8 protein-coding genes are annotated in these 12,051 nt (G+C 65.0%); 6 read left to right on the forward strand and 2 right to left on the reverse strand.

Going from position 1 to position 12,051, the window contains the following annotated elements; genetic code table 11:
• Positions 1 to 3: 3 nt before the first annotated feature.
• On the reverse strand, positions 4 to 321 hold the full coding sequence (locus tag KF745_05175) for a hypothetical protein (protein ID MBX3357802.1): 318 nt from the start codon (positions 319 to 321) through the stop codon (positions 4 to 6).
• Between the two features lie 30 nt (positions 322 to 351).
• Positions 352 to 1,743: an ABC transporter permease subunit gene (locus tag KF745_05180; GenBank protein MBX3357803.1), complete on the reverse strand. Its 1,392-nt coding sequence runs from the start codon at positions 1,741 to 1,743 to the stop codon at positions 352 to 354.
• Positions 1,744 to 2,117: 374 nt separating this feature from the next.
• Between KF745_05180 and KF745_05185 the strand changes: the two genes are divergently transcribed.
• The 6 genes from KF745_05185 (at position 2,118) to KF745_05210 (ending at position 12,042) form a co-directional block, all read left to right on the forward strand.
• Entirely contained in the window at positions 2,118 to 4,145 is a 2,028-nt protein-coding gene (locus KF745_05185; GenBank protein ID MBX3357804.1) for a hypothetical protein, read from the forward strand.
• 96 nt (positions 4,146 to 4,241) lie between these two features.
• Entirely contained in the window at positions 4,242 to 5,261 is a 1,020-nt protein-coding gene (locus KF745_05190) for a hypothetical protein (protein ID MBX3357805.1), read from the forward strand.
• A gap of 3 nt (positions 5,262 to 5,264) precedes the next feature.
• A complete protein-coding gene (locus KF745_05195) occupies positions 5,265 to 6,668 on the forward strand; it encodes a hypothetical protein (protein ID MBX3357806.1) in 1,404 nt (467 codons plus the stop codon).
• A gap of 21 nt (positions 6,669 to 6,689) precedes the next feature.
• Positions 6,690 to 7,940 (forward strand): ABC transporter ATP-binding protein, encoded by a 1,251-nt coding sequence (locus KF745_05200; GenBank protein ID MBX3357807.1) that lies wholly within the window; start codon positions 6,690 to 6,692, stop codon positions 7,938 to 7,940.
• Positions 7,937 to 9,982 carry a hypothetical protein gene (locus tag KF745_05205; GenBank protein MBX3357808.1) on the forward strand — a complete coding sequence of 682 codons (2,046 nt, stop codon included), beginning with the start codon at positions 7,937 to 7,939 and terminating at the stop codon, positions 9,980 to 9,982. The genes KF745_05200 and KF745_05205 overlap by 4 nt, the downstream gene beginning before the upstream one ends.
• A 17-nt stretch (positions 9,983 to 9,999) precedes the next feature.
• On the forward strand, positions 10,000 to 12,042 hold the full coding sequence (locus tag KF745_05210) for a hypothetical protein (protein MBX3357809.1): 2,043 nt from the start codon (positions 10,000 to 10,002) through the stop codon (positions 12,040 to 12,042).
• Positions 12,043 to 12,051 lie beyond the last annotated feature (9 nt).

The following is a 12,051-nucleotide window of genomic DNA, read 5'->3' on the forward strand; positions in this document are numbered from 1 at the left end:
GGATCAACCGGAACTGCCCACCTCGGCGCCCCGCTCGATCATCCGCTGCTGCTGCTGCTGGATCTTCTGCTTCTCTCGCTCGATTTCTTCTCTCACCTCGGGCGTTGCGACCACACCCCCTACGGTATCCCGCGGACCATCGTCCCCGCCCCCGATCAACCCGAAGGAATAGGCAAGCCAAACACCGACGATGATCAGCACCGCGATCGCGATACCACCCTTCATTTTATCAGCATTGGAGAGGCTCTTGCCACCGGACACTTTGGCCTTCTGCGCCGGTTCCGGCATGTCGTCCATCAGCGACTTCCGCTTCGCGTCCATGTGGAAACTCCTTGGATCTTCCGATGAAGTCTATCCAACTTCCCGGCGCTGGAAGAAAATCACCGCCACCGACAGGAAGACACCGATCTGCGCGGCCGCATACAGCGCCACCAGCCCGATGTGACTCCAGGGAATCGGTTGATTCTGGGTCACCGCATCGAGCAGCCAGAAGAACTGAACGTTGGGCACCAAGCCCCAAACCACCAGCGCGGGGACGTTGACCTGGGTCTCCCGCAGGAACACGTAGTCGAGCCGCGCCGGCGGACGCGGGGTAATAAACAGGCCGCTGGCGCCCCCCTCGCCCTGGAACAGTGGGCCCGCACCGCCGGCCCGCATCACCGTCACCTGCTTGCCCTTGACCTCTGTAACAATCAGCGACGGGGGCACTGTCGGGCTCAGCAACTCGCTCCGCTCGGCGACATCACCCTTGAACGGCGGAAACGACCGAGTGAGCATGGGGATGCCGTTGGGTGAGGGCGAGTAGAAGAAACAGTCACCCGGTTTGATCGTCTGCTTCGGCTCGTTCTGCAGAGCGACCATGTACGACATGCCAGGCTCAGTGAGCCCCTCGTCGCGGGCCTTGGTTGGAAAGACCTGATCGATGCGCCCGACCCACTCGTTCCGGTATGCCAGCCGACCGAACAGGTGGTTCGACAGCAGTCCGAGCATGAAGACCCCGGCGCACACCACGATGGTCATCACCTGGCCCAACCTGGACGACGCGGCCGTCGCGATCGCCGCGAGGACCAGTTGAGCCAGCACAACGGCGATGCTCGCCATCGTGATCTGGAGCTTGAAGCTCGTTGCGATCGGCTGGATCTGCCACTTCGGGCTTACCACCAGCACGCACACCCACGCGACAAGCATCAACGGGCACAGGAGCAGCGTGGCGGTCTGCGTGAACACCCAGCCATAAAAGAAGTTGCACCAGATGCCGACAGCGAACGCGATGAACACGGCCAGGAATGTGAACAGCAGCACCGGACCATCGAGCTCATCGGATGCGGTGCTCAGGACCCCGTGCCGGATCGCCATCTGGAGAAACATCAGCATCGTGACCACCGCGATCAGCATCGCGGCCGCGACCCCGAGGTACTTCCCCAACACAACAACCGGCCGCTTGACCGGCTTGCTCACCACCGTCAGCACCGTCCGATTCTCGATCTCGCGGGAGATCACGGCGGTCGCGATGAACGCGGCGAGGAGCATGCCGCAGACGAACACCGTCGCCAACCCGATGTCCAGCAAGAGCTTATTGTCGCTCGAGACCTCCCCCGATTCGGTGTACCCCATGCTGAACCCGGTACCCCAGGTGCTCAGCAGGATCAGCACGCCGCACAGCATCACCAGCACAAAGTAGATGGGCTGGCGCACGCTCTCCTTGAACGTGTTCTTCGCGATCGTGAGGAGTTGGCCGAACATGATTGGGCGGGCCTGCGTCGAGGTGGAGAGATCGCTTGGCGAATCCTGACCGAGAGACGAACATAGGGGCAGCCAGCACGTACATCAACGTGCCCGCCCCCCATGAGGTTCGTGCGCGCCGCCCATACCGGCCCATTCGGAGCCGCACCGACCCCTTCGCAGTACTTGCCTCGATGACGCCACCGATCAGCAGAAACCGGAGTTTCGGCACATGCCGGTCAGTGGGCCGGTGGACACCGGCACTTCGTTCGTGGACAATACCGCCCCCTCTCCCCGGGCAATGACCGACGCCTCCCAGCGCCGGGTTCCGCCTCGGTGCGAGTTCCACCGACCTGCACACCACTCCCCCACTCGCGGGGATATTGGGAATGTTGATGACAGCCGATCCCCAGAGCTTCAAGCGCGCCGCTCACTTCAGCCTCCTGGGTATGGGCTTGCAGATCGTATTGGGGATCGCGACGCTCATTTATGCGGCTCTGGCGGCCGACGTCGCGGCGATGACCGCCGCGATCTACATTCTCATCAGCAGCGCCGTCTGGCTGATCCTGGCGGTGGTGTATGACCAGCACCGGCGAGAGCGGCTGGAGGCGATCGAGGCCGAGTCGCTCGCTGCGGAGGCGGCCCGCCGGTCCACCGTGTTCGAGGAGACCGGCGACGACTTGCGCATTGCCTCGAAGCGGCTCTCGTGGATGCACCGCGTGCTGGTCCCGGCCTCGAGCCTGATCCTCGCCGCGGTGCTGATCGGGGTCGGGCTCTGGCGGTTCGTCGCCGCCCGTGGACATGTCAATCCGGATAATTTCATAAAGCCCGCCCCGTCGCTTGCCTACTGGGCCATCGCGATCGGGCTGGTCGTTGGGGTGACCGGGTTCCTGTACGCCCGCTTCATGTCCGGGATGGCGAAGCAACCGGTCTGGGCCAACCTGAGGGCCGGAGCAACACAGGCGGTCGGATCCGCGCTGATGGGCCTGGCGATCGCCATCGGCCAGTTCGTGCTCTTCGCCGGAAGCGACGGCGTCCTGCGGTACCTGCTGGTGGTCTTCCCGCTCATGATGGTGGTGCTGGGGGCGGAGATCGTCCTGAACTTCGTGCTCGGCGCCTACCGCCCGCGGCGACCCGGCGAGCTCCCTCGACCCGCGTTCGATTCCCGGATCCTCGGGTTCATCGCCGCCCCCGACAAGATCGCCGAATCCATCGGCGAAGCGCTCAACTACCAGTTCGGGTTCGATGTCACCGGATCGTGGTTCTACCAGCTTCTCAGCCGGTCGATCGCGTGGCTCGTCGTGGTCGGCGTCGGCCTGGTGTGGATCATGACGACGCTCGCGGTGGTCAACCCCAGCGAGCGGGCCCTGATGCTGACCAACGGCAAGCTGGTGCGAGAGGTCGGTCCGGGGCCCTACGCCAAGCTCCCCTGGCCCTTCGCCAGCGTGGAGCGATTCGACGCAACCGAAGCAAGGCGCATCGACCTGGCCAGTCCGCAGGCGCCCGCCGACCGCCCCATCCTCTGGACCAACGAGCACGTGCCCGGCGAGCAGGATTTCTACCTGCTCGTCCAGCCACCCGGCTCCGGAGAACGGGAACGCAACTACGCGCTGGTCGCGATGGAGGTACCGGTCCTGTACTCCGTCGACAACCTGGAGAAGTTCGAGAACCTCGGTCCGACGCTCGAAGACCGCGAGAACCTCCTCAAGGCGATCGGTCAGCAGGTCCTGCTCAAGTACGTCGCCACCAAGAGGATGGACGAGCTCCTCGGTCCCGGCCTCATGGCGGCCTCGTCCGAGATCGGGCGGCTGATCGATAAGGCCTACACCAAGGACCGCGACTGCGGGATCACCGTGCTGTTCTGCGGGATTGTCGGGATCCACCCGCCGCGAGATACCGCCACAGCCTTCGAACAAGTTGTGGCCGCCGAGCAGCAGCGACTCGCTAACGTGATTTATGCGGAGGGCGACATCGTCAAGATCCTCAGCGCCGCGGCCGGGAGCGTGGCGGCGGCCAAGAGCGCGATCGATGAGATCGCGGCTTTCGACGCGATGGGCGGCGAGATGTCCGCCGCGGACGCCTCGCCCGAGCGCAAGGCCAAGATCCTCGCCATCGAGCGGCTGCTCACCGAGGGGAACGGCCAGGCGGCGGTGCTCATCTACGAGGCGAAGGCCGAGCGATGGACCCGGCACATGGCCGAGCGGGGCATGGCCGAGGCGTACTCCGGTGAACTCGCGGCGTTCACCGCCAACCCCTCGCTGTTCAAGGCAAGCCGTTACTTTGACTCGCTCAAGCAGATGATGGCCAACTCCCGCGTGTACATCGTCGCGGACGACTCACCCGTGGAGATCCGGTCGGACCTGACAGACCTTGACTCCTCCGGCAATCCGCTCGCGGCGCCCGAGGCGAACAAGACGGAATAGAGCCCCCGGCCCTCCCGCGAGACCGCGTCTCGCGGGGCAACAGGCCATCACAGATCCAAGGGCCCCGGAGCCCTCGCAGGACCAGGAGTGCCAGACGTGGCGAGTCGTTTTACCGGAAGCATTCAGCGCTGGATCATCATCGCGATCGTCGTCCTCGTCGTCGGCGCGTACATGACCACCTATCGCGTGCGGTTCACCGAAACAGCGGTCGTCACTACCTTCGGCAAGGCCGATGAATCGTCGGTGATCAAGGAAGCGGGGATGCGCTTCAAGATCCCCTACGTTCAAACTGTCACGCTGTACGACACCAGGGCCAAGTTTCTCGCCTCGGCGCCCGAGACCCGGAACACCCAGGACGCGAAGAACATCGTCGTCACGGCGTTCCTCACCTGGCAGGTTTCCGATGCGCTGAAGTTCTACCAGAAGTACTCCGGCCGCGGCGACCGCTCCGAGGACCACATCCGTGCCGCGGAGCGTGACCTGCAGGCCCGCCTTCGCTCGGCGCTCGGCGTCATCAGCAAGTTCCGGCTCGACGAGGTGCTCGCCGGCGCGGGCCGCGAGTCGAAGATGGCCGCGCTCGAACTCGCCCTGCTCGACGCGATGAAGTCGACCGACGAGGCCTCCGCCTCGTTCGCCGAGTTCGGGATCACGCCCAAGGCGGTCGGGATCAGCAGCATCCGGTTCGATTCCGAAACGACGAAAAAGGTCTTCGACGCGATGAACGCCAACCGGGCCAAGATCGCGAACGAACTCATCGCCGAGGGCACGACGACCGCCGACACCATCCGAAAGAAGGCCACCGCCGACTCGAAGCGGATCCTCGACTTTGCCGGCCGGCTCGCCCAAAACATCCGCGCCCAGGGGCAGGCCGAAGCGGCTCAGTACTACAAGCAGATGAGCGCCAACCCTGAACTGGCTATCTTCCTCAAGAACATCGACCTGCTCAAGGAAGCCTTCGGTCGGCAGACGACGCTCATCCTTCCGACGAGCATGCCCGGGATGGGCCTGTTCCGGCCCGATGCGCTGAACGACCAGCCCGCCGGCGTCCCCACTGACAAGCCGACGCCCCAGGATCGACCCGCGGCTTCCGGTTCCCCCGCCGGAGGGCAGAGGTAGCCCATGACAGACCTTCCCCCAACTGACCCTGCCACCGGGCCGAGGCCGACCGATCGCTCCACGTCGGTCACGCTGCGCCACGATGACGGACAGGCCGACGACGCGGCCTCTCTCATGGACCCGGCTACCAAGTCCCTTGAGGACGCGCTCCGGATCACGTTTCGCCTGCTCCAGGTGTCGATGGCCGCGCTGCTGGTCGTTTTCCTGTTCAGCGGCATGCAGCGGGTGAACCAGAACGAGCGGGGGATCCGGGTAACGCTCGGCCGGATCACGGCCGACAATCTCCCGCCCGGACCCCAGTTCTCCTGGCCCTATCCCTTCGGCGAACTCATCAAGATCCAGACGGTGCCGCCGACGCTCGTACTGGACCGTGAGTTCTGGCCGAACCTCAACGACGCCGAGCGGAACCTCGGTGTCGAGGCCCTCGCGGGCACGGGACGTGACTCGCTCGACCCGGTGCTGGATGGCTCGCTGCTGACCCGCGACGGTTCGATCATGCACCTCAAGGCCGAGGTCAAGTACCTCCGGACCGATCCGGTCAAGTTCTACCAGGCGATCGATCCCACGGCCGAGGTCAGCATCGTCCGAGCCGCGGTGAGCAAAGGCCTGGTTGAGGCGGCGTCGATTGCGACCCCGGACCAGGTTCTGGCCATGTCGGACAGCCTCAAGGTCGTCGCCTACCGGGTCGCTCAGCGAATGCTCGACAGCATCGACTGCGGCCTGACGATCCAGGAGATCACCCTGACTTCGAGCATGCCGCCCAGGCGCGTCGCCGTCGGCTACCGGGCCCCAGCCTCCGCCGAGGCCGACAAGGCCAAGTTCGAACAAGAGGCCGTCGCCGAGCAACAGCGCATCCTCAACAACGTCGCCGGTCCCGCGGCCAGGACCATCCTCAATCAGATCGATCGCTACGAGAGTCTTCTCGCCCTGGACAAGACCGACGAGGCGAAGGAGACCCTCGACGTGATCGATCGCCTTCTGACCAGCCGCCCGGTGACGATCGATGGGCTGGAGGTAAGCCCGCGACTCGAGGGCGACGTCCCCGCCATGCTCCGCGATGCCGAGCTGGCCCGCCGCCGCACCGTCGACCGGGCCGTCAACGACCGCAACCGCTTCCTGGCTCTTGCCGAGGGCTACGCAGCGTTTCCGGGCGTGGTCATGAACAGTCAGTGGACCGACGCGTTCAAGACGTTTGTTACCCGGGAATCGGTCCAAGTGCAGTTGGTGCCCGCGGCGCTGGCCCGGCTCGTGATTACGATTAACCGCGATCAGAGCCTTGCCAAGGAGCAGACGCAGAAGGCCCGCCAGAAGGAAGCCGAGAGGCTCCAGGAGGAGTTGCGGGTCAAGCGTGAACGCGAGCGACTTGAAAAACGCGTCCGACCCGACGAAACACAGAGTTCGCAGTAGTCGTAGACACGACAGGGATCCATGGCCGACTCGCCCTCCAAACACGTCATTGTCGTCCAGAAGCTCGTCAAGGTCTTCCGCGACTTCTGGTTGCGCCCGCGGGCCAGGGCCGTGGACGACGTGACATTTGAGGTCCATCCCGGCGAAGTCTTCGGGCTGCTCGGGCCCAACGGGTCGGGGAAGTCGACGACGATCAAGGTCATCCTCGGCCTGCTCCACAAGACCAGCGGCCGTGTTGCGGTCTTCGGCAAGCCGCCCGACGATGTCGCGGTCAAGCGCCGGATCGGGTACCTCCCAGAAGAGTCGTACCTCTATCCGTTCCTCAACGCCCGCGAAACCCTCGAGTACTACGCCAAGCTCTTCGAGCTCGACCGCTCGATCCGTAACCGACGCGTCGACGAGCTGCTCGACATGGTCGGTCTCGCTGCGGTTCAGTTCCGCCCGGTCAGCGAGTACTCAAAGGGCATGCAGCGCCGGATCGGCATCGCCCAGGCCCTGATCAACGACCCGCAACTGCTCATCCTCGACGAGCCCACGACCGGCCTCGACCCGATCGGCAACCGCCAGATCAAGGACCTGATCATCGAACTCGGGCGCCGCGGCAAGACCGTCCTGCTCTCCAGCCACCTCCTCGCCGACGTCGAGGACTGCGTCAACCGCATGGTGATCCTGTACGGCGGCAAGATCCGCGAGGAGGGTACCTGCGAATCACTCCTTACCGCTGACGACAAGACTGTCCTCGAGTTCGATTCGCTCAACGAATCCCTGATCAGCGAGATCGATTCGCTCGTCCGCCAGCGTACAGCGGGACAGCGCTCGATCGAGCGGGTCTCCAAACCCCGCCAGCGCCTCGAGGACCTGTTCATGGACATCGTACAGCGGGCGCTCGCCGAGCGGGTCGCGACGGCCGGCGCTCAACACGGCGGACAAACCGCCTCGTTCCTCCGTACCGAAGAACCCGCCCAGGCGTCCGGCGAAGCCCTGATCGACCAACTTGTCAACGTAGCCCCCGAGCCCGCCCTACAGGCCGGCCGACCCTCCGCGGAGAAGTCCGGGTCCAAGCAGGATGGGCCCGACGATGCCGTGCTGGCCTCCTTGATCGGCACGCCCCCTCCCGCTGCCAAGCCGCCAACACCGCCGCGGCCGGCCGGCTCCACACCCGCCCCATCGCCGTCTCCCGATGTTGACCTGGGAGTCATCGGCGACCTCATGGGAGGCGACACCGGCGGTACGAAACATGGCGATCCAAAGCCGCCGGAGCGCCGGCCGTGATCATCCGCGACTGGCTGGGCCGACTCGACCGCATCCAGCGATCGCTGCTCTTTCAGATCATCGCGAGCGTCGTGCTCGTGCTCGCAGCGGCAGGCGTTCAGGTGGGCTACGTCGTTTCGATTCATGCCTCCGAGCGTGGATCCGAGGCGGCCACCACCCCAGCCCCCGCACCGGATTCGCCCGATGCCAAGGCCGCAAAGACTGCCCAGACCAACCAGGAAATGTTCGAGAAGGCGTTCGGCGAGATCCTCTCTCGTCGGGCCGACGCCACGGCGGTCGCTGTCGGCATAGGCATCGTGCTCGCCATGTGCCTCGCGATCGTTTGGCTCGGCCTTGGTCTGACCTACCTCGCTCTGGGCCTGTTCACCGCCGCGATCGTGTGGCCGATGCAGCGATTCGGCGGTCACGTGGATCTGTTGAGGGATGCCTCAGGCAAACCGGGAGTCTCCTTTGATGTGGCCCAGTGGGGCCAGTTCATCGCCGGTCTGGTGGCCCTGTTCGCGGCGTTCACCGTGCTCATGCGAGTCCTCAAGCTCGCCCTCGGCGGGAATGGCCCCGTTTTCTCGATCGCCCGCAACGTCGTCGACGAAGCGGTCCGGCTGAAGATCTCGCTCGTCTTCATCGTCATGCTGATCTTCATGCTGGCGTCCCTGCCGGGGCTGTTGGACCCGGCCCGGCCGCTGCGGTACCGCGTGCAGTCGTTCCTGCAGTACGGCACGAGCGGGTCGTTCTGGATCATCGCCGTGCTCGTCCTCTTCCTGGCCGTGGCCAGCGTCGCCTTTGAGCAACGCGACCGCGTGATCTGGCAGACGATGACCAAGCCGGTCGCGTCATGGCAGTACATCCTGGGCAAGTGGCTCGGCGTCACTGGCGTGGCGGCCGCGCTGCTGGCCATCAGCGCCTCGGGCGTCTTCCTCTTCACCGAGCACCTCCGCAACCAGCCGGCCGAGGGCGAGATCCGCCCGTTTGTCACCCGCAACGGGGCGGAACTCACGGACGATCGCGTGATCCTCGAGTCCCAGGTGCTCGCCGCACGCGTCGCGGTGCGCCCCGGCATCGACGCGATGCCGCCCGAGGCGCTGGAGCAGGCCGTCGAGCACCGCCTCGAGCAGGAGCGCCGCCTCAACAACGAACTCCCCGATGACGCGGCCACGCGCGCCCGCCTGCGGGCCAGCATCCTCCAGGAGTACCGATCGTCGTTCTACAGCCTGAAGCGCGGCCAGGTCCAGCGGTACTACTTCCGGGGCCTGGGCGACGCACGCGAGAGCGGCACGCCCCTCACCCTCCGCTACAAGATCAACGCCGGCGGCGATGATCCGCGGTTCGAGTACCGCGTCCTGTTCTTCGGAGCCTCTCCCCAATTCTTCTTCGAAAACGACTCGCAGCTCATGCCCGTCGTCGAGGGCGAGGACGCCGATACCCGCTTCGCAGGGCTCGAGCGGAGAGTGCCTCCAGGCCAGCAGATGAGGCTCTCGATCTCGCCCACAGCGGTCTCCAAGGACGGCACGCTTGAACTCGAGATCGGCAACGGCGGGCTCATCAACAGCCAGGACGAGGCCCAGACCATCGTCTTCCCCCCCGATGGGCTCGAACTCTCGTTCAACGCCGGCTCCTACCGGATGAACTTCTTCAGGGTTGGCATCATCCTCTGGCTCAAGCTCTCGTTCCTCGCGATGATCGGGATCACCTGCGCCACATTCCTGTCCTTCCCCGTCGCCAGCCTTGTCGCCTTTGGAGTGTTCCTGATCGCGGAGTCTTCCGGGTACCTCGCGGAGTCGCTGGAGTACTACGCCAGCCGGACCGACAAGGGCGAGGTCATCCTCTACAAGGTGATCATCAGGGCAATCGCCGTGCCAATCAGCGAGACGTTCCGCTACTACGCCAACCTCCGCCCCACCGCGAACCTCGTCGATGGCCGGCTCGTAGCCTGGACGGGGGTATTACAGTCGACGGTCATCCTCGGAGCCGTGACCGGCATCCTCTTTGTCCTGGCGTCGGCGATCTTCCGTCGCCGCGAACTGGCGACGTATTCTGGCCAGTAGGCCCGCGGACTCACCGAATGCAGCGTGACAGACGAGTCCAGCTCGCGGCCACCATCCTCCTGGTGCTCTGCCTGGGGGTCTCGGCTGTTCTCAGTTCAGCCCTCGCCGCCTCCGCGGGGCGCAACCGGCTCGTCTACGCCGACCAGGGCCAGAAAGGCGACCCGCCGGAGGTCGCCGCGGGCATCGCCATGGGAGCCTTCCGCGGTCTGTTCGTCAACATGCTCTGGATCCGGGCGAACCAGTTGAAGGAGGAAGGGAAGTATTACGAGGCAGTCGACCTCGCCAAGACGATCACCCGCCTCCAGCCCCGCTTCCCACGGGTATGGGTCTTCCATGCCTGGAACCTGGCGTACAACATCTCGGTCGCGACCCAGACGCCGCAAGAGCGATGGCAGTGGGTCCAGGCCGGAATCCGTCTCCTGCGCGACGAAGGGATCCCGGCCAATCCGACCGATACGCTCCTGCACAAGGAACTCGCATGGATCCTGCTCCACAAGGTGCAGGGCCAAATGGATGATGCAAACTGGACCTACAAGCGCGAGTTCGCCCGCGAGTGGACCTACGTCCTCGGCACCCCCCCGGCACGAACCAAGGACCGCGACACCACCGCGAAGATGAAGCAGGCGTACATCGAGTGGCTGGAGAAGATCGCCAACGCGAGCGACACCATCTCCGAACTCGATGCCTCGACGCCGGGTGCCTCCGAGGTGATCGAGAAACTCCGCACCCAGGCCGGCATCGACCTGACCGGCCGGCTGTGGGATGAAGCGGGCAACGGCCCGGGCGAGCGTCTGCTGCAGATCGTCGAGGAACTCCGCTCGTTCGGGCGCCTGCAATCCGCGCTCGGGCTAACCGCCGGGCCCCGCTCCAACCTCTCAGCCAGCCAGCGGGCGGCGATGGACATTCTGATGGAGGGCTCCACGTCCGAAGGGCCGACGCCGGCGGTTCAAGCTGTCGTCCGCTTCGTCCGCAAGCGGATCCTGATCGATAAGTACCACATGGAACCGGACCGGATGATCCGGTACACCAAGGATGCCGGCCCCCTGGACTGGCGCCACCCCGCCTCTCACGCGTACTACTGGTCCACCCGCGGCGTCGACGAGGCGCTCTACCGTATCAACGCCAAGAACCGTGGTGACTTTGACATCCTGAACACCGACCGTGTGGCCATCCAGGCCCTTCAGGAGCTGTACCGGAGCGGTGAAATCTCCTTCGATATCTTCAACCCAGGCTTCTACCTCCAACTCCCCAACCCGGACTTCATCGACGCCTACGACCAGATCCTTGCTCGTCTCGTCGACCGCAGCCAGTTTGTCACCGACAAGGGCGAGGTCGTCACGCCCGACAAGGGCCGTCCCTGGTCGCAGTTCTCGGCCGGGTACGAGAACTTCCTCCGCGACGTCATCCGCTACCTCTACCGCCGCGGCGACCGCGAAAAAGCCGAGGAGTACCGGCAGAAGCTCATCCACTTCGACCGGAGAAACCTTTCCAACGACCTGCAGTATGTCTACCTGGACACCCTGCCCCTCGATGAGTTCGTCGTCAGCGAGATCGCCAGGGACGATCGCTTCACCAGCCCCGAGGTCGCCCGGTCCGAAGTCACCGGTGCACTCCAGGCTGCCTTCTGGGCCGGTCTGCTGGCCGACAACTTCAAGCTCTTCGAGAGCCAGATGAAGTACGCCCGCGACTTCCACGCCAGGTTCACGAAGGACAAGGTCTTCGACACCAATGTCACCCGCGGCGACCAGACCCGCATGGAGGTCATGGACCGCGACTTCGATACCTACGCCGCGCGGATCCTGGCGAACGCCATCATCTTCACCGGCCTGCCCGATGGCTCGATCATGTACAACCGGGCGCCGGATGACCTGAAGATCAAGGCCTACCAGCTCCTTGCCGGGTCGCCGCTGGCCGCCGATCTCGACGCGGTCGAGGCCTCGGGCGGGAGCGGGTTCAGCATCTGGTTCCCGCCGCCCCCGGGCCTTGAGGAGTACCGCAAGAACCTTCTCGAGCAGGCGCGGCTCAAGGCCGAGAATCAGGGGACGATCGAGAAGAAGTAGGCCGGTCGC

Source organism: Phycisphaeraceae bacterium (genome assembly GCA_019636655.1).
Lineage (GTDB): Bacteria > Planctomycetota > Phycisphaerae > Phycisphaerales > UBA1924 > JAHBXB01.